This is a genomic window from Microcella daejeonensis (assembly GCF_026625045.1).
Lineage (GTDB): Bacteria > Actinomycetota > Actinomycetes > Actinomycetales > Microbacteriaceae > Microcella > Microcella daejeonensis.
Map to the genome: position 1 here is coordinate 158,111 of NZ_CP113089.1, position 21,982 is coordinate 180,092.

Here is a 21,982-nt window from a genome sequence, read left to right on the forward strand (position 1 = left end):
CTGTGCACGGGCCGGATGCGCGGGCGGGAGAGGATGGAGGCGTGCAGCCGTCACCCGTCACCGTCTCGATCACCCGCACCGTGCCGCCCGAGCGCGCACGGGAGTTCGCCGCCTGGGCGCGCGCCGGCGAGGAGCTCATGAGCCAGAGTCCCGGCTACCTCGGTTCGGGGTGGGTGCGCCCCGACCCGGCGTCGGAGGAGTGGCACATGCTGTTCCGCTTCGTCGATGCCGAGAGCCTCGCGCTGTGGCAGGCCTCGAGCGAGCGCGCCTGGTGGATCGGCGCCGTCTCGGGGCTCGCCGAGAAGGCCCGCGAGGAATCGCGCACCGGCATCGAGGGGTGGTTCGACGAGCCCTCGACGGTCGAGGTGGTGACCGCTCCCCCGACGCCGCCGCGGTGGAAGCAGATGATCGCGATCTTCCTCGTGTTCTACCCGCTGAGCCTCGGGGCGAACGCCGCGCTCACCCCGCTCATCGGCGAGTGGCCGCTCGCCCTGCGGGTACTCGTCACGGTCGTCGCCGTGACGCCCGTCATGACCTATCTGGCGCTGCCCTGGATCACCCGGGCGCTGCGCCCCTGGCTCACGCGCGGTCTGTCGCGGGGTCTGCAGGCGCGGTGAGCTCGATCGGGATGACGGGGCAGTCCTTCCACAGACGCTCGAGGGAGTAGAACAGCCGCTCCTCCTCGTGGAAGACGTGCACGACGACATCGCCGAAGTCCAGCAGGATCCACCGGCCCTCGGCCCGGCCCTCCCGACGCAGGGTGCGCGCTCCGGCCTCGAGCATCCGCTCCTCGACCTCGCCCGCGATCGCCTGCACGTTGCGCTCGTTGCGCCCCGTCACGAGCACGAAGGCGTCGGTGAGGGGCAGCGGGCCCGACACGTCGAGGGCGACGATGTCCTCGCCCTGCTTGGAGTCGGCGGCCTGGGCGGCGGCCTGCACGAGTTCGATGGCGCGGGGTGTGGCGGTCACGGATTCCTTATGGATGGGGAGCGCTCGAGCGCTCAGAACAGGCCGTTCGCGGCGGCGACGACGAAGATGGTGACGGCGGCGACGGCCATGACGACGGTCGATGCCACGAGTGCGGTCGTGACGGTGTTGCCGCGGGGCTTGCGGCCGCCCATGACGGCGCGCGTGGCGGTGTGACCGCTCACGGCGTTGATCGCGCTCACGGGCGTGGACTCGGTGCTGGGCACCTCGCGCTCGCCGGCCTCGAAGAGGTCGTCGATGTCGGGGCTCTCGTGCACGGCCGACATCGAGCCGGTCGAGGAGATGCTCTTCGGCACGTCGATCATGCCGGTGATGATGATCTCGCCCGTGCCCGGCACCGGACCGGTGAGGCCCGCCATCGGCATCTCGGGCAGCACGAGCACGTTGGTCGATGCGGCGGCGGAGCCGACCTGACGGCTGAACGTGTTCTCGAAGGGGTCGTCGTCGGCCGCCTGCGCGCCGACCGACCAGTGGGAGCCCGTCGCGGTGGAGGGCTGCGGCTGCGCGGACTCCCCGGGGAGGACCGCGGGCGGCTCGACGAGGGAGAGCGGCGGGGCCACGACCGGGTTCGGCGCGGGGGCGGCGTGCGCGTCGGCGTCCGGAGCCTCGGCGCCGGCGGGCTCCTCGTCGACCGCGGGCTCGGCGGCGGCACGGCGGGCGCGCAGCTCGCGGCGGCTCATCGTGCGCTCGTCCACGGCGGGCTCGGCGGCCGGGACCGCCGCGTCGCGACCCTCGTCGTGCTGAAGCGGCTCGTGCTGCCCGGGCTCCTCGCGCGACGGCTGCTCGCGCACGGGCTCCTCGCGCGACGGCTGCGCCGCGGAGACGGGCGCGGTGGCGGCGGGCGCGGTCGGGAGGACGGGCATCCACACGGCGGGTTCCGGTGCGGACGGGGCCGGTGCGGAGAACGCGGGGGCGGAGAACGCGGGGGCGGACGCCGCCGAGGCGGAGACGGCGGAGGGCGAGCGCGCGGCGGTGCGGTACTCGAGCGGGGCGTCGTCGGGCTGCACGGCGGCGAAGCTCGGCGGGCTCGTCACCGGGCGCTCGCGCTCGGCCGGCGGCCGGAAGTCGCGGGCGCGGAAGCGGCCCTCGGCCGGCGCGGGCGCGCTGGGCGGGGCGGGGGTCGAGGGGGCGGGCGCGGAGGCGGCGGACGCCGAGCCGAGAGGAGCCGAGCCGACGGGCGCGGAGCCGACGGATGCGGCGTCGAGCCGGCCCGAACCCCCGTGCTCCGGGCCGACGCCGTCGGCCGGGCGGTCGTCGGAGCCCGGTTCGATCAGGCTCTCGAGGCTCGAGGCGGCCGCCTGCTGCGCGGCGAGGCGCGCCTCGCGACGGCTCATCGGCGGTTGCTGCGAGGTGCTCATGCTGAGGTTCTCCGGTACAGACGGTGCTTGGCGATGTACTGGACGACGCCGTCGGGAACGAGGTACCACACGGGCGAACCGCGTTCGACCCGTTCGCGGCAGTCGGTGGACGAGATCGCGAGGGCGGGGATCTCGACCCAGCTTACGTCGCCCTCCGGCAGGACGCCGACGGCTCGCGGGTGGCCGGGGCGACTGACCGCGACGAACTGGGCGAGCCCGCCGAGCTCGGCGGCGTCCTTCCAGTCGAGGATCTGGGCGATGGCGTCGGCTCCCGAGATGAAGAACAGGTCGGCATCGGGATGCTGCGCCCGCATCTCGCGGAGGGTGTCGATCGTGTAGGTGGGCCCGCCCCGGTCGATGTCGACCCGGCTCACCGAGAAGCGCGGGTTCGAGGCCGTGGCGATCACGGTCATGAGGTAGCGGTGCTCACTGGCCGTGGCGTCGGGCTTGAGGTACGGGGTGCCGGTCGGGACGAAGACGACCTCGTCGAGGTCGAAGTGGTCGGCGACCTCGCTCGCCGCGACGAGGTGGCCGTGATGCACCGGGTCGAAGGTGCCGCCCATGATGCCGATCCGCGCCCGGGGGGCGGCGGACGGCAGGAGCTGGGCGTCGGCGATGGGGCTGCAGCCTAGTGCTGGGCGCCGTCGTGCGCGCCGGCCTGGCCGGTCGAGGAGGACCGCTTCTGCGCCTGGCGGTTCGCGACGTCGCGGTAGGCGAAGGTGACCAGGCCCATCATGAAGAACGCCAGAGCGGCGACCCCGGCGATGACGAGGGGCGGCGCGATGAGCGGGGCGAGCTGCTCCTCCGAGGCGATGAGCAGGCTGGTCAGCGTCATGGGGTTCCCTCCCGGGGTCGAGGCGTGCAGTGCAGCAGTCTACCGGGCCTCAGCCGCGAACCTGCCCGGCGCCGCGGACGATCCACTTGGTGCTCGTGAGCTCGGGCAGACCCATCGGCCCGCGGGCGTGCAGCTTCTGCGTCGAGATGCCGACCTCCGCTCCGAACCCGAACTCGCCGCCGTCGCTGAACCGCGTCGAGGCGTTGACCATCACCACGGCCGAGTCGACCTCGGCGAGGAACCGCTCGGCGGCGGCCATGTCGCCCGTGATGATCGACTCGGTGTGCTTCGTGCTGAATCGGCGGATGTGCGCCAGAGCGGCATCCAGGTCGTCGACGATGCCGATCGACAGCTCGAGGGCCATGTGCTCGGTCGCGAAGTCGTCGTCGGTGGCGGGCTCGAGACCGGCGTCGACGGCGCGCGCCCGGTCGTCGCCGCGCACGAGCACGCCCTCGTGCCGCAGGGCGGCGAGCAGCGGCGGCAGCAGCCGCTCGGCGGCGTCGCGGTGCACGAGCACGGTCTCGACCGCGTTGCAGACGCTCGGGCGCTGCACCTTGGCGTTGCGCACGATGTCGACGGCCATCGCCTCGTCGGCGCTGGCATCGAGCAGGATGTGCACGACGCCGGCACCGGTCTCGATGACCGGCACGGTCGACTCGCGCACGACCGTCTGGATGAGGTCGGCGCTGCCGCGCGGGATGAGCACGTCGACGAGGCCGCGCGCCCGCATGAGCTCGGCGGCGCCCTCGCGGCCGAAGGCGTCGATGGTCTGCACGGCGTCGGCCGGCAGGCCGGCGCTCTCGAGCGCGGTGCGGATGACCGCCACGAGCCGCTCGTTGCTGTGCAGCGCCGCGCTGCCGCCCCGCAGCACGCTCGCGTTGCCGCTCTTGAGCGCCAGCGCGGCGATGTCGACGGTGACGTTGGGGCGCGCCTCGTAGATGGCGCCGACCACGCCGAAGGGCACCCGCACCTGGCTGAGACCGACGCCGTTGGGCAGGGTCGATCCGCGGACGACGACGCCCACCGGGTCGGGCAGCGCGACGACGTCGCGCACCGCGCGGGCGAGCGCCGCGACACGGGGCTCGTCGAGGCGCAGACGGTCGAGCAGGCCCGCGGCGAGGCCCGCCGCCTCGCCCGCCTCGAGGTCGCGGGCGTTGGCGGCGATGATGCTCGACGACTCCGCCTCGAGAGCGTCGGCGACGGCCGCGAGGGCGGTGTCCTTCTGCACGGAGGTGAGGGTCGCGAGCGCGCGGGAGGCGGTCTGCGCGGCCTCGAGGGTCTCGGGGAGGGTGCGGGCGGGCATCCCCCGATTCTAGGCGGCCCCGCCGGCGTGCCGACCGGCGCTCAGGGGCGAGGAGCGGCCTCGAACCAGGTGCCCACGCTCTCGCCGCGCAGCGCGGCGCCGACGTTGCCGGTGGAGGTGAGCACGACCGGCGTTCGGTGGGCCACGGCGTAGCGGGCGGCGGCGATCTTGGTGCCCGCTCCCCCGGTTCCGACGCCCGCGGCCCCGATGTCGCCGAGCTCGACCCGCTCGAGCGCGTCGTCCCATGCCACGTGCGCGATGCGCTCGGCACCGGGCTCGTGCGGCGGCCGCGTGTAGAGGGCGTCGACGTCGCTCAGCAGCACGAGCAGGTCGGCGTGCACGAGCTCGCCGACGAGCGCGGCGAGCCGGTCGTTGTCGCCGAAGCGGATCTCCTGCGTCGCCACCGTGTCGTTCTCGTTGACGATGGGCAGCACGCGCAGACCGAGCAGTCGCTCCATCGCGCGCTGGGCGTTCGACCGGGGGGTGGCGTGCTCGAGGTCGCCCGCGGTCAGCAGGATCTGCCCGGCGACGAGGCCGTGCCGGTCGAGCTGCTCCTGATAGCGCACCATGAGCACGTTCTGCCCGACGGCGGCGGCGGCCTGCTGCGTCGCGAGATCGGTCGGGCGGCCGTCGAGGGAGAGGAACGGGATGCCCGTGGCGATGGCGCCCGACGACACGAGCACGACCTCCGCACCGCGGGAGTGCAGCTGCGCGAGCGCATCGACGAGCGGGCCGATCTGCGCGGCGTTGTCGCCGCTGATCGAGGAGGAGCCGACCTTGACGACGACGCGGCGGGCGGAGACCACGGCCTCGCGCACGACCTCCGCGGTCATCCCTCGTCGTCCTCCGCCGCCCAGATGCCGGCCTCGCGCTCGCGCTCGAGCTCGGCGCGCGCCTCGGTCTTGGCGTCCATGCGCTCTTTGTACGTCTGGCGGCGCTGGCTCGTCGTCGGGCGGTTGAGCGCATCGAGGCGCGGGTCGCTGCCGCGCGGGGCGGTGAGCAGCTCGGCGGCGCTCGTGAGCGTCGGCTCCCAGTCGAAGACCATGCCGTTCTTCGCCCCGATGACGACGGTCGCGCCGGCGACGGCGCCCTTGGCGAAGAGCTCGTTCTCGACGCCGAGCTTCGCCAGCCGGTCGGCGAGGTAGCCGACGGCCTCGTCGTTGGCGAAGTCGGTCTGCTGCACCCAGCGCTCGGGCTTGGCACCGATCACGTAGTAGATGTTGCCCTCGTGGCTGCCCTCGACGCGCACCTCGAAATCCTTGACGTCGACGGCGCGGGGGCGGATGACGACGCGGGGGCGCGCCTGCGCCTCGGCGGCGCGCGCGGCGCGGTCGGCCTCGACGAGCTCGGCCATCGCGAAGGTCAGCGGGCGCAGGCCCTCGTGGCTGACGGCGCTGATCTCGAACACGCGGTAGCCGCGCTTCTCGAGCTCGGGGCGCACGAAGGCGGCGAGCTCGCGGCCGTCGGGCACGTCGACCTTGTTGAGCGCGACGAGCTGCGGGCGCTCGAGCAGGGGCACCTGACCCTCGGGCACCGGGTAGGCGGCCAGCTCGGCGAGGATGATGTCGAGATCGCTGAGCGGATCGCGGCCCGGCTCGAGGGTGCCGCAGTCGAGCACGTGCAGCAGGGCGCTGCAGCGCTCGACGTGGCGCAGGAACTCGAGCCCCAGCCCCTTGCCCTCGCTCGCCCCCTCGATGAGGCCGGGCACATCGGCCACGGTGTAGCGGGTCTCGCCCGACTCGACGACGCCGAGGTTCGGGTGCAGGGTCGTGAAGGGGTAGTCGGCGATCTTTGGCTTGGCCGAGGAGATCGCGGCGATGAGGCTCGACTTGCCGGCGCTCGGGTAGCCCACGAGCGCGACGTCGGCGACCACCTTGAGCTCGAGGATGATGTCGAGCTCGTCGCCGTCGGTGCCGAGCAGCGCGAAGCCGGGCGCCTTGCGCTTGGTGGTCGAGAGGGCGTTGTTGCCCAAGCCGCCCTGGCCGCCGGGGGCGACGACGATGCGCATGCCCTCCTCGGTGAGGTCGGCGAGCTCGGTACCGTCGGCGTCGCGCACGACGGTTCCGATGGGCACGGGCAGCTCGAGATCCTGCCCCTGGAAGCCCGCGCGGTTGTCTCCCATGCCGGGGCCGCCGTTGTCGCTCGTGCGGTGGGGGCGGCGGTGGTACGGCAGCAGGGTGGTCTCCTGCGTGCTGGCGACGAGGATGATGTCGCCGCCGTCGCCGCCGTTGCCCCCGTCGGGCCCGGCGAGGGGCTTGAACTTCTCGCGGCGCACCGAGACGCAGCCGTGCCCGCCGTGGCCGGCCTTGAGGTGGAGGGTGACGCGGTCGACGAATGTCGCCATGGCGCTATTCCTCCTGCTGCTCGGTGCGGGTGCTCAGGGCGATCGCCCGGTGAACGACGGATGGGCGGGCCGAGGCCCGCCCATCCGGTGGATCAGTGCGTCGCCGGGGCGACGGTGCCGCCGCGCCGAGCGCGGGGGCGTCGATCAGAGGATCAGACGCCGGCGACGATGTTGACGACCTTGCGGCCGCCCTTGCTGCCGAACTCCACGGAGCCCGCCGAGAGGGCGAACAGCGTGTCGTCTCCACCGCGGCCGACGTTGGCGCCGGGGTGGAAGTGCGTGCCGCGCTGGCGGACGATGATCTCGCCGGCCTTGACGACCTGGCCGCCGAAGCGCTTCACACCCAGGTACTGGGGGTTGGAGTCGCGGCCGTTACGAGTGGACGATGCGCCCTTCTTGTGTGCCATGGTTCGCGCCCCTTCTTACTTGATGCCGGTGATCTTGACGCGGGTGAGCTCCGAGCGGTGGCCCTGGCGCTTCTTGTACCCGGTCTTGTTCTTGAACTTCTGGATGATGATCTTCGGGCCGCGGAGGTCGTTCAGCACCTCGGCGGTCACGGTGATCTTCGCCAGCTTCTTGGCGTCGGTGGTGATGGTGTCACCGTCGACGTGGAGCACGGGGACGAGCTGGATCGTGCCATCCTCGGACGCCTTGACACGGTCGAGGACGACGACCGTGCCGACCTCCACCTTCTCCTGCCGCCCACCGGCGCGCACTACTGCGTAGACCACGATTCACCCTTACGTCGCATTGAAAGAAAAACTAGGCATCTGGCGCGGGCACGGTCTTCGTCAGACCGCTCGTCATCAGACGACGGTCCTGGACGGGACCAGCCCAGCGCACGCCAACGGTCGAGCATACCTGATGAGGGATGCCCGGTCAAAAGCCCCGGGAAGGCCTCGAGCCGTGACCCCCAGCTTACAATCCTTCGCATGGCCGTGCTGATCGACGCCCCCGTCTGGCCCGCGCACGGCCGGCTCTGGGGGCACCTCGTGAGCGACCGCTCGCTCGAGGAGCTGCACGCCTTCGCGCGTGCGGCGGGCATCCCGGAGCGCGGATTCGATCACGACCACTACGACTACCCGGAGAGCCGCTACGACGAGCTCGTGGCGCAGGGCGCCGAGCCGGTCAGCGGAAAGGAGCTCGTGGCCCGCCTGAGCGCTTCGGGCCTGCGGGTCGCGCAGCGCGACAAGCGGCCGAGGTAGCCGCGGGCGCCCGGCGGCACCGGCCCCGCTACCAGGCCGGGGCGAAGCCCTCCAGGGTGCGCACGACCGCGCCGGTCGCGACCTCGATGACGGCGATCGTCACGGAGGTCGGCTGCGGGTCGACGATGCGGTCGTCGCTCACGGCCTCGTCGAGCACGGGGGTGACCTCGATCGCGACGTACTGGTCGTTCGGGGCGAGGGCGAGATCGCCGAGGCTGCCCCGGTCGTCGATGGTGCGGGCGAGCAGCCGGGAGGCGCCGCCGCCGTCATCGGCGACGAGGAGCGTCGTGAAGCTGCCGTCGAGCGCGGCGACCGCGACCTTCTGCACGCGGAGCCCCTGGGCGGTCACGAGCGTCTCGCCCGCGAACACGACGTCTCCCTCGAAGAGCGAGGGGTTGATGCGCTCCTCCTCCCCCGAGGCGAGATCGAGCAGCACGCCGCCGAAGTCGTCGGAGGCCGACAGCGATCCGCCGTCGCTCGAAGGGCCGTAGACCTCGCGGTAGTCGCCGAGGGGCAGCGGCGGGGTGCCCGCCTCGGGGTCGACCTGCACGAGCACGCCGTCGAGGGTGTGGGCGAGCATCCCGGTGCCCGACCCCGCAAACCACGCGTCGCGCACCCGCAGCAGCGCTCCGTCGAGCCCCGCGACGGGCTGCACCTCGCGCGCACCGCCGAGGTCGAGGGTCACGAGCGACTGCTGGAACTCGCCCTCGCCCGCGGGCACGCCGACGCTCGTCAGCACGAGCGCCGCCGTCGTGCCCGCCGGCGAGGCGATGACCGACTCCACGCGCACCGGCGAGGGCAGCCGCACCTCCTCGGTGCGGCCCGAGTCGAGGTTCACGATCTCGATGAGGCTCGCCCCCTCGTCGGGCGCCTCGTCGCCGAGAGCGGCATCCGGGGCATCGCGGGCCACGAGAAGCGCGTTCTCGACGAGGGCGAACCGCTGGATGCCTGGCGCCGAGTAGAGCACGTCACCGCGCCCCGCTCCCTCGATGCCGGCGCGCAGCACCTCGTCGGTCTCCTCGCCGCGGTCGAGGTAAAGCAGCTCGCCGTCGGGCGTCGTGAAGCGGTGCTCCATGGTGCCGGCGACCGTGCGGCCGGGGGCCGTGACCTCCTCGACGCGCACCGTGTACTCGGTGCTCCAGGCGAGGCGGTCGAGGAACTGGACCGTCACGAGCTCGTTCTGCACGGTGACCGCGATCTCGGCCGCCGGCTCGACGCTCACCTGCGCGGGGTCGATCGCGTCCACGGGCTGGTTGGCGAACAGGCGCAGCTGCTGGCCGGGCTGCTCGACGGCGCGCGCGGCGTCGATCTGCGCGGTGGAGAGCTTGGGGCCCTGGAACGCCCCGAGGATGAGGAAGACGGCGCCGACGAGCGAGAGGCCCGCGACGAGCATCCAGAACCGGGTGCGGAACCGCCGCTCGGCCCGATCGTCGCGCAGGCGCCGGCTGTGCTCGGCGACCCGCTCGAGCTTCTCAGAAGAGGTACGGCTCACGCGGCTGCTCCACCGCCTCGACGCCCGAGGGCTCGATGACGATCGGCTGCAGGCTCTGCGCGCTGGGGTTCGAGACGAACTCGCCCGAGACGCTCACCCAGCTGTCGACGGGGAACTGCTCCTGCCACCCCGGCAGGTGCACGGGGACGCCGAGCGGCTGGGCGTCGACCGCGCAGCAGGTGATCGAGAAGCGGGAGACGTAGAAGACGTTCTCGGGATCGTCGGCGTCGGGCGAGACGAAGCCGACGAGGTCGGTCACCGGCTTGTCGGCGAAGAAGCCCAGATCGCTCGTCTGGCGCAGGATGCCCGCCCACTCCCGCACGGTGAACCGGGCCACCGCGGCCGCATCGGCGTTCTGCGCCTCGTCGAGCGCCTGCACGTCGGCGGCCGTCGCGTTGATCTCGCGCTGCTCGGCCGTCGCCGTGCTGAGCGTCGCGGGGGGCAGCAGCACCATGCCGAGCACGAAGAGCCCGGCGACGCCGGCGGCCGTGAGGCCCAGGGCGCGCTCCCGGCGCCGCGGCAGGGGATCGTGGTCGTGGGGCTCGGCGTGATCGTGGCCCTGGCCGTCGTGGGCGGCGAGGAGGTCGACGGATCCGGGCGGGCGCTGCAGGGCATCCCGCCGCTGCACGACGGCGCGCGCCGCGATCGCGGCGACGACGAGCACGAGGGCGACGATCGCCATAGCCACGGTGAAGAGCACGTACCGCGGGTGGATGTAGAGCACCAGCTGGCCCGAGGCCGCGAGCCACAGCGCGACGGCCGAGATCGTGCCGATGAGCGCGATGCCGCGCCAGGTCTGAACGCTACGCCACATAGTTCACCACCAGTCCGAGGGCCGCGCTGAGCAGACCGACCACCACCGTGACCTGCACGAGCGTGCGCGTGGAGTAGGTGGTGCGCATGAGCGCGAGCATCTTGATGTCGATGATCGGACCGAACACGAGGAAGGTCACGATCGAGCCGGGGAGGAAGGTCGAGGCGAAGGGCAGGATGAAGAAGGCGTCGACGTTCGAGCAGACCGAGATGACGAAGGCGAGCACCATCATCGCCAGCACGCTGAACAGCGGGTCGCTGCCGAGGGCGACGAGCACGTCGCGCGGCACCGCCACCTGGATGGCCCCTGCGACGACCGCGCCGATCACGAGGGCGGGCATGAGGATGCTCGTCTCGCGCACGAACAGGTCGAGCGTCTGCCCGCCCCGGCTGCGCGTCACCGCGGCCTCGTCGACGCGGCACTCCTCGGCGAAGCGATCGGTGAGGAGCGACTCGGGGTCGGGGTGCTGCGAGAACAGCCAGCCGAGCACGTTCGCTATGAGGAACCCGCCCAGCAGGCGCGCGACGAGGATGCCGTCGTCGAAGCCGAAGGCCGCGTGCGTCGTGAGGATCGTGACGGGGTTGAGGATGGGCGCCGCGAGCAGGAACACCATGCTCTCGGGCACCGTGAAGCCCTTGCGCACGAGCCCGCGGGCGAGCGGCACGTTGCCGCACTCGCACACCGGGAGGAACATGCCGAACAGCGAGATGACCGCCCGCCTGCCCCACGGGTTCCTCGGCAGGATGCGCATGAGCCAGGTCTCGGGGATCCAGACCTGCACGAGGATCGACAGCGCGATGCCGAGCACGATGAACGGCAGCGACTCGATGATGACGCTCGTGGCGAGCGTGATCAGATCCTGCGCGGCGTCGGGCAGGGGCGCGTCGCCGCTCTCGGCGGTCACCGCCCGCAGGCCGACGATCGCGAGGATGCCCAGCACGCCGAGCCCCGCCGCCACGACATGACGGGGCCCCCAGCGGCGCCCTGCCGCAGCAGGACGTCGCGAGGGGGCCTCGGCAGCGCGGGTCATGACGGTCGGATCAACCCTGCTGCTCGCTGCCGGCGGTGCTGATCGTGCCGCTCGACACCCGGCGCGAGGCGCGCTTGCGCGTGCCGGGAGCGGGCGGCTCGGGCAGGGCCTCGAGCACCGAGCCGAGCAGCTGCTCGGCGTCGACCGGGTCGAGCTTCTGCCGCGAGCGCGCGACCGGGGGCACCGGGATGTCGAGGATCGCGACGTCGGCGTCGGCCGGGCCGGCCGTGGTCGCCGGGGCGGCCTCGGAGCGCTCCGGGGTCGGCGCGGTCGCGGATCCGGCGGGAGCGTCGGCGCGGGTCGTGCCGGCCTGGGAGCGGCGCGAGCCGCGGCGGCCGCCGCGCGAGGAGCGGGGCTGCTCGGAGGAGGCGGCGGGCTCGGCCGGGGCATCCCCCCGCTCGGTCGCGGCCTCGGCGGACGACCCGGTGGTCGCCGCGGGCGCGGGCTGCTCGACGGGCGCCGCGGCGGGCGCGGGCTGCTCGGCGGCCGGCGTCGCGGCGGGGTGGTCGTGGTGCACGGTCTTCGCGGCGATGCTCGCGAGGGCCTTGCTCACGTCCTCCGTGATGGCGTGCGTGCCCGTGTGGGTCGACGGCGTGCTGCGGCCGCCGCTCTGGCCGCGCTGCGCGCCGCCGGCGGAGCCGGAGCGCTCGCCCCCACGACCGCCGCGACCCCCGCGGGAGGAGCCGTTGCCGTTGCCCGAGTCGGCGCCGCGGTGCTTCGCGACGGGGTCGTGGTGCACGATGACCCCGCGGCCGGCGCAGACGTCGCAGTTCTCGCTGAAGGTCTCGAGCAGGCCGAGGCCCAGGCGCTTGCGCGTCATCTGCACGAGTCCGAGGCTCGTCACCTCGGCGACCTGGTGCTTGGTGCGGTCGCGGCTCAGGCACTCGACCAGGCGGCGCAGCACGAGGTCGCGGTTCGACTCGAGCACCATGTCGATGAAGTCGACGACGATGATGCCGCCGATGTCGCGCAGCCGCAGCTGGCGCACGATCTCCTCGGCGGCCTCGAGGTTGTTCTTCGTGACCGTCTCCTCGAGGTTGCCGCCCGAGCCGACGAACTTGCCGGTGTTGACGTCGACGACCGTCATCGCCTCGGTGCGGTCGATGACGAGCGAGCCGCCCGAGGGCAGCCAGACCTTGCGCTCGAGCGCCTTCTCGATCTGCTCGGAGATTCGGTACTCGTCGAAGGGGTCGTGGTCGCCCTCGTACTTCTGCACGCGGTCGAGCAGGTCGGGGGCCACGCCGCGGAGGTAGCTCTCGATCGTCTGCTGGGCGTCCGTGCCGTGGATGACCATGGAGCGGAAGTCCTCGTTGAAGACGTCGCGCACGATCTTGACCAGCAGGTCGGGCTCGCTGTGCAGCAGGGCCGGCTGGTTGGAGTTGTGGTTCTCGACCTGCCGCGAGATCTCGGCCCACTGGCTGGTGAGGCGGTTGACGTCGAGCGTCAGCTGCTCCTCGGTGGCGCCCTCGGCCGCGGTGCGCACGATCACGCCGACGTTCTCGGGCAGCACCTCCTTGAGGATCTTCTTGAGGCGCGCGCGCTCGGTGTCGGGCAGCTTGCGGCTGATGCCGCTCATCGAGCCGTTCGGCACGTAGACGAGGTAGCGGCCGGGCAGGCTCACCTGGCTGGTGAGGCGGGCGCCCTTGTGCCCGATCGGATCCTTCGTGACCTGCACGAGCACCCGGTCGCCGGGCTTGAGCGCGAGCTCGATGCGGCGGGGCTGGTTCTTCTCACCCTCGGCCTGCGCGGCATCCCAGTCGACCTCGCCGGAGTAGAGCACGGCGTTGCGGCCGCGCCCGATGTCGACGAAGGCCGCCTCCATGCTCGGCAGCACGTTCTGCACGCGGCCGAGGTAGACGTTGCCGATGAGGCTCGACTCGCTCGACCGGGCGACGTAGTGCTCGACGAGGACGCTGTCCTCCAGCACGCCGATCTGGATGCGGCCGTCCTTCGAGCGCACGACCATCTCGCGGTCGACGCTCTCGCGGCGGGCGAGGAACTCGGCCTCGGTGACGACGGGACGTCGACGGCCCGCGTCGCGGCCGTCGCGACGGCGCTGCTTCTTCGCCTCGAGACGCGTGGAGCCCTTGATGCGCTGGGGCTCGGTGATCGGCTCGGGAGCGCGGCGCTCGCGGGGCTCCCGCGGCTGGCGGCGCTCGGAGATGCGCTCGGCCCGCTCGGCCCGCTCATCGCGGCCCTCGCGGTTCTCCCCCTCGGCGGCACCACCGCGGGTGCGGCGCGAGCGCGAACGGCGACGGCTCGTGCCGACGCCCTCCTCGGCCTCGGCGTCGTCGTCATCGCCGCGGTCGTCGAACGACCGCGCCGGGCCGGAGCCGGGCAGCGGGGCGAGGTACTCCACCGGGGGCGCGTAGAACAGCAGGGAGGTCGTGCTCTCGGGCTTGAGCGTCGGGAAGGGGCTCGCGGCGGGCTGCTCGGGAGCGGGCTGCTCGGCGGGCTGCTCGGCGGCGGGCTCGGGCTCGGCGGGCTGCGCGGCTGCCGGCTCGGCGGCGGGCTGCTCGGCGGCCGGCTCCGACTGCGGGGCGGCGGGCTGCTGGGCGGCAGGCTGCTCGGGCGCGGATTCCGCGACGGGCTCGGCGGGCGCCGATGCGGTGACGGGATGCTCGGCGGGAGCATCCATCACCGGCGACGCCGGCGTCTCGGCGGGCTCGTGCTCGCCGGCACCCGGCTCGGCGACCGCCGCGGGGGCGTCGGCCTTGCGGCGGGAGCGCCCCTTGAAGATGCGGGTGCGCTTGATCGGTCCTTTTTCGGTGTCGTCCTTCACCATCGCTGGTGCACTCCTCAACCGCCCGGGCCGCGCCCGGTGCGGGAATTCTCCGGCGTCGGAGCGCGAGGCGCTCCTCCGCGAAACTCTTCTGTTGTCGAGCCGCGGCCCCCCGGTTCGGGTCGGGCGCGGGCCCTATCGCGCTCTGTCACAGCGCCTGCTCGGAACTGGCTATCCGACGATCGCGACCTGGTGCCGCGGTGCTGGCCCGGAGTACCCGGAAAGCTTCTTCGGCGATCGTCGTGAGCGCGGCTGACGACGACTGCTGCTCGATTATCGCACGAGGAGCGACGCGGCCTCGGCGCGACCCGCACGAGACGCCCCGGCGACCCGGTCGCGACGACCCGTGCACGAATGCAGGAACCGCTCGGCGCGTCGCCGCCGGGGAGGCGGCGACACGCCGAGCGACGGCCCGGGGCTCCTGCATTCGTGCACGCTCCAGGGCGGCGGCGCGTCGGGTGCGGAGGGCGCGTCGAGGGCGGCGGCGCGTCGGCCGCGGAGGGCGCCTCGAGGACGCCCGGAGCCCGAGCGGGAGCCGGAGCCCGAGCGCGGGCCCGGCGCGGCGGGTGGGCTCAGTCGAACCAGAGTGCGAGCTCGCGCGCGGCCGACTCGGGCGAGTCGCTGCCGTGGACGAGGTTCTGCTGCACCTTGAGGCCCCAGTCGCGGCCGAGATCGCCGCGGATGGTGCCGGGCGCGGCGGTGGTCGGGTCGGTCGTTCCGGCGAGCGAGCGGAAGCCCTCGATCACCCGGTGCCCGGCGACGCGCGCCGCGACGACGGGGCCCGACTCCATGAACTCGACGAGCGGCTCGTAGAAGGGCTTGCCCTCGTGCTCGGCGTAGTGCTGCGCGAGGAGCGCGCGGTCGGCCTGCACCATGCGCAGGTCGACGATCTGGTAGCCCTTCGCCTCGATGCGGGCGAGGATCCGGCCCGTCAGGTTGCGGGCGACCCCGTCGGGCTTGACGAGGACGAGGGTCTCTTCGATGGACGTGGTCATGGGTGCCTCCCGGCGGTAGAAGTCGACGTATGCGTTTCGGGGAATGGAGACGGATCGGTGGGACGAGGACGGGTCAGGGGGCGCGCTTGGCGGCGTCGAGCTGCCGGCCCTTCACGAGCGCCCAGATCCAGAAGCCGACGAAGATCGCCGCGGCGACCCCCGCGAGGATCTCGAGGAAGGCGGTCGCGAGCAGGACGACTTGCAGCCCGTGCCCGACCCACTGGCCCCAGGGGTAGCGCACGATGCGGGTCGCGAGGACGAGGAGGAGGATGAGCGCCGCTCCCCCGGTGAAGGCGACGACGGGCTCGACGACCCGCAGACCGAAGATGACGAGCATGCCGAAGACGACGACGATGGCCTCGAGGATGAGGACGACGCTCAGCAGCGACTCGGTGGCGGAGCGCTCACGGCGCGGCGGGCGGGCGGGCGAAGCGGCGGATGCGGTCACAGCGCCCAATCCTCCTCGCGCGCGATGCGCATCGCCTGACCGACGAGCGTGATCGAGCCCGTGACGACGATGGCGTCGCGCGGGCCCAGCTCGTCGCGCAGCTCGGCGAGGGCGACGTCGAGCTCGGGCTCGACGCGCACCCGGTCGGGGCCGGCGACGCGCGTGACGAGCTCGGCCAGCTCGTCGGCGGGCAGCGCGCGGTCGGAGTCGGACTGCGTGACGACGAAGCGGTCGACGATCGGGTCGAGCGCCTCGATGATGCCGCGCTCGTCCTTATCGGCCAGGATGCCGACCACCGCGGTGATCGACTCGAACGCGAAAGAGCCCATGAGCGCGCGCCCGAGCGCCTCGGCGCCGTGCGGGTTGTGCGCGGCGTCGACGATCACGCTCGGCTCGATGCCGATGAGCTGCAGGCGCCCCGGGCTCGTGACCGTGGCGAAGCCCTCGGCGAGCACGTCGAGGGCGAGCGGCTGCGTGCCCGCGCCGAGAAAGGACTCCACCGCCGCGACGGCCACCGCGGCGTTCTGCGCCTGGTGCTCGCCGAAGAGGGGCAGGAAGAGATCGGGGTACTCCCCGGCGCGGCCGCGGATGTCGACCACCTGGCCGCCGACGGCGAGCCGGGCATCCTGCACCTGGAAGGCGACGCCCTCGACGCTCACCTCCGCCTCGTCGTGCTCGGCGGCGCGCAGCAGCTCGTCCATGGCCTCGGTCGACTGCAGCGCCGTGACGACCTGCGCCGCGGGCTTGATGATGCCCGCCTTGGTGCGGGCGATCTCGGCGACCGTGCGACCCAGCCGGTTCTCGTGGTCGAGCGCGATGGGCGTGAAGACCGCGACGTCGCCGTCGGCGACGTTGGTCGAATCCCACTCCCCTCCCATGCCGACCTCGAGCACGAGCACGTCGACGGGCGCGTCGGCGAAGCACGCGAAGGCGAGCACCGTGAGCGCCTCGAAGTAGGTGAGCGGCAGCTCGCCGTTCGCCGTCAGCTCGGCGTCGACCATGAGCAGGTACGGCTGGATGTCGGCCCAGTTGTCGACGAGCGCGCGGTCGGCGATGGGCTCGCCGTCGATGACGATCCGCTCGTTCACGCGGTCGAGGTGCGGGCTCGTCATGAGCCCCGTGCGCAGTCCGTAGGCGCGCAGGATGCTCTCAGCGATGCGGCTCGTCGAGGTCTTGCCGTTCGTGCCGGTGATGTGGATGACCGCGTACGAGCGCTGCGGATCCCCCAGCAGCTCCATCACGCGCCGCGTCGGCTCGAGCCGCGGCTGAGGGTTGGCCTCGCCGAGGCGGGAGAGCAGCTCGGCGTACACGGACTCGGCCGCCTCCCGGTCGGCGAGCTCCTCGGGCGTCGGCGGCCGCTGCGGCTCGCGCCGCCGCGCACCGCGCGCGGCGGAGTCCGCGCCCTCGCCGGTCGCGTCGTCCATTCCGTCGTCCATGCTGTCCTCGATCGCGTCGCTCATGCCCGCACCACCTCGATCGTCACCGACGCACCCGACCCGACCGCCGTGCCGCCATCGCCCTCAGCCTCGACCACGGTCAACGTCGTGGCAAGGGTCTCGCCAGCGATGAGCGCGCGGTGCTGCTCGATCGCCGCGGCCGTCGCCGGCGAATCGGCGCCGAGCGTCAGCGCGATGCGGTCGCTCACCGCGAGCTGCGCGTCCTTGCGCGCCTGCTGCACGGCCCGCACGACGTCGCGGGCGAGGCCCTCGGCCTCGAGCTCGGGCGTGATCGCGGTGTCGAGCACGACGAAGCCGCCGTCGGGCAGGAACGCGACCGCCGCGGCCGCGTCGGCGAGCTGCAGCTCGAGGGTGAACTCGCCCTCGATGAGCGGCACGCCGCCCACGACGACGCCGTCGCCCTCGACGCTCCAGTCGCCGGCCTTCGCGGCGCCGATGACCTGCTGCACCTGCTTGCCGATGCGGGGGCCGGCGGCGCGGGCGTTGACCTGCAGGCGGCGGCTGATGCCGAAGCCGGCGAGGCTGCCCTCGTCGAGCTGCTCGAGCGCGACGGCCTTGACGTTGAGCTCGTCGCGGAGGATGGCCGTGTACGGCTCCAGGCTCTGCGCATCGGCGGAGACGACCGTGAGGCGGGCGAGCGGCAGGCGCACCCGGAGGCTCTGGGCCTTGCGCAGGGCGAGGCCGGCGCTCGCGATCGCGCGCACGGCATCCATCGCGGTCACCAGGGCGGGGTCGGCCGGGAACTCCTCGGCGCTCGGCCAGTCGGTGAGGTGCACGCTCTCGCCGCCGGTGAGGCCGCGCCAGACCTCCTCGGTGACGAGCGGGGCGAGCGGAGCCGCCACGCGCGCGAGGGTCTCGAGCACGGTGTGCAGCGTGTCGAAGGCGTAGCGGTCGTCGCCCGCCCAGAAGCGCTCGCGGCTGCGGCGCACGTACCAGTTGGTGAGCACGTCGGCGAAGTCGCGCACGGCGGCGGCCGCGAGCGGGCTGTCGAGCGCCTCGAGCTGCGTCGTCACCTCGGTGACGAGGTCGCGCGTCTTGGCGAGGATGTAGCGGTCGAGCACGTTCGTCGAGTCGGTGCGACGGCGCGCGTCCTCCAGCCCCGCGGCGTTCGCGTAGAGGCCGAAGAAGTAGTACGTGCTCCACAGCGGCAGCAGGAACTGCCGCACGCCCTCGCGGATGCCCTCCTCGGTGACGACGAGGTTGCCGCCGCGGATCACCGAGCTCGACATGAGGAACCAGCGCATGGCGTCGGCCCCGTCGCGCTCGAAGACCTCGCCCACGTCGGGGTAGTTGCGCAGGCTCTTCGACATCTTCTGGCCGTCGTTGCCGAGCACGATGCCGTGGCTGATCACCTGGCGGTACGCGGGGCGGTCGAACAGCGCCGTGGCGAGCACGTGCATCGTGTAGAACCAGCCGCGCGTCTGCCCGATGTACTCGACGATGAAGTCGCTCGGGTTGTGGCCGTCGAACCACTCCGCGTTCTCGAAGGGGTAGTGCACCTGGGCGAAGGGCATCGAGCCCGAGTCGAACCACACGTCGAAGACGTCCTCGATGCGGCGCATCGTCGAGCGGCCGGTCGGGTCGTCGGGGTTCGGCCGCGTGAGCGAGTCGATGAACGGGCGGTGCAGATCGACCTCGCCCGCCGCGTTGCGGGGCAGCGCGCCGAAGTCGGCCTCGAGCTCGGCGAGCGAGCCGTAGACGTCGATGCGGGGGTGCTCGGGGTCGTCGCTGCGCCACACCGGGATGGGGCTGCCCCAGTACCGGTTGCGGCTGATCGACCAGTCGCGGGCGCCCTCGAGCCACTTGCCGAACTGGCCGGAGCCCACGTTCTCGGGCACCCAGGTGATCTGCTCGTTCAGCTCGAGCATGCGATCGCGGATCGCGGTCACGCGCACGAACCAGCTCGAGACCGCCTTGTAGATCAGCGGATTGCGGCAGCGCCAGCAGTGCGGGTAGCTGTGCTCGTAGCTGCGCACCTGCAGCAGGCGGCCCTGCTCGCGCAGCATGCCGGTGAGGGTCTTGTTGGCCTCGAACACGTGCAGCCCGGCGACCTCGGCGATCTGCGACAGGAAACGGCCGCCGTCGTCGACCGAGATGATGACGGGGATGCCCGCTGCCGCGCACGTCGTCTGGTCGTCCTCGCCGTAGGCGGGCGCCTGGTGCACGATGCCCGTGCCCTCGCCCGTGGCCACGTACTCGGCGACGAGGATCTGCCAGGCGCGCTCCGTGCCCCAGGTCTCGGTGTCGGCGTAGTAGTCCCAGATGCGGTCGTAGTGCACGCCGCCCAGCTCGGCGCCCTCGAGGGTGCGGGTGACGGCGGCCTGGGCATCCTGCGCCGAGGCGTAGCCGAGCTCCTTGGCGTAGGCGGCGACGGTATCGGCGGCGAGCAGGTACTGGCTCTCGCCCGCCACGGCGTCCTGCGCATCGGCGGCCGCGCGGTCGTCGGCGGCGCCGTTCGGGCCGGCGGGCAGCACGACGTAGGAGATCGCGGGGCCGACCGCGAGCGCCATGTTGGTCGGCAGGGTCCACGGGGTGGTCGTCCAGGCGAGGGCCTTGACCCCGGTGAGGCCGAGCGCCTCGGCGCGCGGGCCGACGAGCGGGAAGGTCACCGTCACCGACTGGTCCTGGCGCATCTGGTAGACGTCGTCGTCCATGCGCAGCTCGTGGTTCGACAACGGCGTCTCATCGCGCCAGCAGTACGGCAGCACGCGGTAGCCCTCGTAGGCCAGCCCCTTCTCGTACAGGGTCTTGAAGGCCCACAGCACGCTCTCCATGAACGAGGTGTCGAGGGTCTTGTAGTCGTTCTCGAAGTCGACCCAGCGCGCCTGGCGCGTGACGTACCGCTGCCACTCGTCGGTGTAGGCGAGCACGCTCTCGCGGGCCTTGGCGTTGAACGCCTCGATGCCCATCTGCTCGATCTGCGCCTTCTCGGTGATGCCGAGCTGCTTCATCGCCTCGAGCTCGGCGGGCAGGCCGTGAGTGTCCCAGCCGAAGCGGCGGTGCACCTGCTTGCCGCGCATCGTCTGGAACCGCGGGAACAGGTCCTTCGCGTAGCCGGTGAGCAGGTGGCCGTAGTGCGGCAGGCCGTTGGCGAACGGCGGGCCGTCGTAGAAGACCCACTCCTCGCAGCCCTCTCGATTCGCGATGGAGCGGCGGAAGGTGTCGTGCGTCGCCCAGTACTCGAGCACCTCGTGCTCGAGGGCGGGGAAGCTCGGCGAGGCGGCGACGGCGCTCTCGTCGCGGTGCAGGGGGTAGCCCATGGGGTCTCCGGTCGGGGTCGACGGCTCTTCACCGCGAGGACGACGACCCCGTCACTGCCGGGACTGCCGCGGTACCACCCCGCTTGCGTCGCATCCGACCAGTGGATGCTCCGCCCCTCTCCTGCGGCTGTGACGGGCCTGCCCCGCTCGGGTCTACTGCCCGCCCGAAGGTGGGGTTCTTCCGAGTGCTCCCCGGTGATGGCCGGATCGATGCGAACCCGATTCTACCCGCCGAGCCCCCGGCCCACGACCCTCTGCCGTCGCGGGGAATAGAGCGGCCCGCGACTACGCTGGACGACTTGTGACTACTGACCAGCGTGGCAAAGCGCCCACCACGCCCTCTTCCGCGACCCTGCCCGCCCCCTCCGATCCCCGCACCGCGCGCCGCGCGCGCTGGGCCTCCCTCGTGGGGACCTCCCTGGAGTCGTACGACTTCTACCTGTTCGCCTACTTCTCGGCCTTCTTCGCCGGCCCGCTGTTCTTCTCCGGCTTCGGAGAGGTCGGGGAGGACATCGCGGCGCTGCTGACGATCGGCGTCGCCTTCGTCATCCGCCCGATCGGCGCGATCGTCTTCGGCCACCTCGGCGACCGCCTGGGCCGCCGCCGCACCCTCATCGTGACGATCACCATGATGGGTCTCGCGACGGGCCTCATCGGCGTCCTGCCCACCTACGACCAGGTCGGCTGGCTCGCCGCCGCGCTGCTCATCCTGCTGCGCCTCGTGCAGGGCATCTCGCTCGGCGGCGAGTGGGGCGGCGCGATCCTCATCGCCACCGAGCACGAGAGCCGCGCCAAGCGCGCCTTCGCCGCGGCGATGCCGCAGCTCGGCTCCCCCATCGGCTCGATCCTCTCCGCGGTCGCCTTCATCTGGCTGACGCTGTCGCTCAGCTCGGCCGAGATCACCGAGTGGGCCTGGCGCATCCCGTTCCTCACCGCCATCCCGCTGCTCGCGGTCTCGCTCTACCTGCGGCTCGCCGTGACCGAGACGCCCGTGTTCGAGAGCGTGAGGAAGGCCGAGCGGCGCCCGCGCGTGCCGATCGCCGCCCTGCTGCGATCGCAGCCGACCGCCGTCGTCGTCGCCGTGGGCGTCGCCCTGCTGGGCATCGGCTCGTACTCGCTCATGAACACCTACACGCTGAACTACGGCGCCGAGGTGCTCGGCTTCGACTACTACCAGCTGCTCATCGCCACGACGATCGGCGGCCTGCTGCAGCTCGTCACCATCCCGCTCTTCGGCGCCTGGGCGACCCGCATCGGCTCGGGGCTCGTCATCGCGATCGGGGCGCTCGGCACCCTGCTCGTCGCCTTCCCGCTCTACTACTTCCTGCAGTTCGCCGACTTCGGCGTGCTCGTCGCGATGATGGTCATCGGCGGCATCCTGCCGACGATGAGCTGGGCGGCCCTCGGCGGCATCTTCACCGAGCTCTTCGACGAGCGCTACCGCTACTCGGCCCTCAGCTTCGCCTACGCGCTCTCGGCCGCGGTCGCGGGCTTCGTGCCGGGACTCACGGCCTTCCTCGGCCAGCAGACCGGCAACGCCTGGTGGCACCCCGGCATCGTGCTCGCCGCGATGTCGTTGATCACCCTCGTCACGGCCCTCATCGCCATCCGCATGCGGGTCGATAAGGACGAGGACGCGGGAGTGCCTCTCGACCGCTAGCCCGGCACGACG

20 protein-coding genes are annotated in these 21,982 nt (G+C 72.6%); 3 read left to right on the forward strand and 17 right to left on the reverse strand.

The features are described 5' to 3' along the window. Window positions 1-41: 41 nt before the first annotated feature. A complete protein-coding gene (locus OVN18_RS00840; protein WP_267781377.1) occupies window positions 42-617 on the forward strand; it encodes an antibiotic biosynthesis monooxygenase in 576 nt (191 codons plus the stop codon). On the opposite strand, the gene rsfS is transcribed toward OVN18_RS00840, so the two are convergent. The 9 genes from rsfS to rplU all read right to left on the reverse strand — a co-directional run bounded on the left by rsfS (window position 580) and on the right by rplU (window position 7,558). Then, window positions 580-969, reverse strand: coding sequence for a ribosome silencing factor (rsfS, locus tag OVN18_RS00845; RefSeq protein WP_267781379.1), 390 nt, complete (start codon window positions 967-969; stop codon window positions 580-582). The two genes, OVN18_RS00840 and rsfS, sit on opposite strands and share 38 nt — an antisense overlap. A gap of 32 nt (window positions 970-1,001) precedes the next feature. Continuing rightward, a complete protein-coding gene (locus OVN18_RS00850) occupies window positions 1,002-2,345 on the reverse strand; it encodes a hypothetical protein (RefSeq protein ID WP_267781381.1) in 1,344 nt (447 codons plus the stop codon). Then, window positions 2,342-2,908: a nicotinate-nucleotide adenylyltransferase gene (nadD, locus tag OVN18_RS00855; protein WP_267781382.1), complete on the reverse strand. Its 567-nt coding sequence runs from the start codon at window positions 2,906-2,908 to the stop codon at window positions 2,342-2,344. Before nadD ends, OVN18_RS00850 begins: the two co-directional genes overlap by 4 nt. A gap of 65 nt (window positions 2,909-2,973) precedes the next feature. Then, window positions 2,974-3,180, reverse strand: coding sequence for a hypothetical protein (locus OVN18_RS00860; protein WP_267737633.1), 207 nt, complete (start codon window positions 3,178-3,180; stop codon window positions 2,974-2,976). 49 nt (window positions 3,181-3,229) lie between these two features. Next, window positions 3,230-4,483, reverse strand: a complete 1,254-nt coding sequence (locus OVN18_RS00865) for a glutamate-5-semialdehyde dehydrogenase (RefSeq protein WP_267781383.1) — start codon at window positions 4,481-4,483, stop codon at window positions 3,230-3,232. A gap of 41 nt (window positions 4,484-4,524) precedes the next feature. Continuing rightward, window positions 4,525-5,316 (reverse strand): glutamate 5-kinase, encoded by a 792-nt coding sequence (proB, locus tag OVN18_RS00870; RefSeq protein ID WP_267781384.1) that lies wholly within the window; start codon window positions 5,314-5,316, stop codon window positions 4,525-4,527. Continuing rightward, window positions 5,313-6,827, reverse strand: coding sequence for a GTPase ObgE (obgE, locus tag OVN18_RS00875; RefSeq protein WP_267737636.1), 1,515 nt, complete (start codon window positions 6,825-6,827; stop codon window positions 5,313-5,315). Before obgE ends, proB begins: the two co-directional genes overlap by 4 nt. 152 nt (window positions 6,828-6,979) lie before the next feature. After that, window positions 6,980-7,234 (reverse strand): 50S ribosomal protein L27, encoded by a 255-nt coding sequence (gene rpmA / locus OVN18_RS00880; RefSeq protein ID WP_168916095.1) that lies wholly within the window; start codon window positions 7,232-7,234, stop codon window positions 6,980-6,982. Window positions 7,235-7,249: 15 nt separating this feature from the next. Further along, window positions 7,250-7,558, reverse strand: coding sequence for a 50S ribosomal protein L21 (gene rplU, locus OVN18_RS00885; RefSeq protein WP_267737637.1), 309 nt, complete (start codon window positions 7,556-7,558; stop codon window positions 7,250-7,252). Between the two features lie 201 nt (window positions 7,559-7,759). Here rplU and OVN18_RS00890 point away from each other — a divergent pair, with 201 nt between their 5' ends. Next, window positions 7,760-8,032: a DUF4031 domain-containing protein gene (locus tag OVN18_RS00890; protein WP_267781386.1), complete on the forward strand. Its 273-nt coding sequence runs from the start codon at window positions 7,760-7,762 to the stop codon at window positions 8,030-8,032. A 28-nt stretch (window positions 8,033-8,060) separates the two neighbouring features. On the opposite strand, the gene OVN18_RS00895 is transcribed toward OVN18_RS00890, so the two are convergent. From OVN18_RS00895 to ileS, 8 genes are all read right to left on the reverse strand, one after another. Further along, a complete protein-coding gene (locus OVN18_RS00895) occupies window positions 8,061-9,524 on the reverse strand; it encodes a hypothetical protein (protein WP_267781387.1) in 1,464 nt (487 codons plus the stop codon). Further along, window positions 9,505-10,338: a TIGR03943 family putative permease subunit gene (locus tag OVN18_RS00900; protein ID WP_267781388.1), complete on the reverse strand. Its 834-nt coding sequence runs from the start codon at window positions 10,336-10,338 to the stop codon at window positions 9,505-9,507. Before OVN18_RS00900 ends, OVN18_RS00895 begins: the two co-directional genes overlap by 20 nt. Continuing rightward, the gene (locus tag OVN18_RS00905; RefSeq protein WP_267737643.1) at window positions 10,328-11,368 is read right to left on the reverse strand and encodes a permease; all 1,041 of its coding nucleotides are present in this window, start codon (window positions 11,366-11,368) and stop codon (window positions 10,328-10,330) included. The genes OVN18_RS00900 and OVN18_RS00905 overlap by 11 nt, the downstream gene beginning before the upstream one ends. 10 nt (window positions 11,369-11,378) lie before the next feature. Further along, window positions 11,379-14,153, reverse strand: a complete 2,775-nt coding sequence (locus OVN18_RS00910) for an Rne/Rng family ribonuclease (RefSeq protein WP_267781389.1) — start codon at window positions 14,151-14,153, stop codon at window positions 11,379-11,381. A 569-nt stretch (window positions 14,154-14,722) separates the two neighbouring features. Next, window positions 14,723-15,145 (reverse strand): nucleoside-diphosphate kinase, encoded by a 423-nt coding sequence (ndk, locus tag OVN18_RS00915; RefSeq protein WP_267781391.1) that lies wholly within the window; start codon window positions 15,143-15,145, stop codon window positions 14,723-14,725. A gap of 73 nt (window positions 15,146-15,218) precedes the next feature. After that, entirely contained in the window at window positions 15,219-15,593 is a 375-nt protein-coding gene (locus OVN18_RS00920) for a DUF4233 domain-containing protein (protein ID WP_267781393.1), read from the reverse strand. After that, entirely contained in the window at window positions 15,590-17,053 is a 1,464-nt protein-coding gene (locus tag OVN18_RS00925; protein ID WP_267781395.1) for a bifunctional folylpolyglutamate synthase/dihydrofolate synthase, read from the reverse strand. The genes OVN18_RS00920 and OVN18_RS00925 overlap by 4 nt, the downstream gene beginning before the upstream one ends. After that, window positions 17,050-20,310: an isoleucine--tRNA ligase gene (ileS, locus tag OVN18_RS00930; protein ID WP_267781397.1), complete on the reverse strand. Its 3,261-nt coding sequence runs from the start codon at window positions 20,308-20,310 to the stop codon at window positions 17,050-17,052. Before ileS ends, OVN18_RS00925 begins: the two co-directional genes overlap by 4 nt. A gap of 406 nt (window positions 20,311-20,716) precedes the next feature. Here ileS and OVN18_RS00935 point away from each other — a divergent pair, with 406 nt between their 5' ends. Continuing rightward, window positions 20,717-21,970, forward strand: a complete 1,254-nt coding sequence (locus OVN18_RS00935) for an MFS transporter (RefSeq protein WP_267781398.1) — start codon at window positions 20,717-20,719, stop codon at window positions 21,968-21,970. Window positions 21,971-21,982 lie beyond the last annotated feature (12 nt).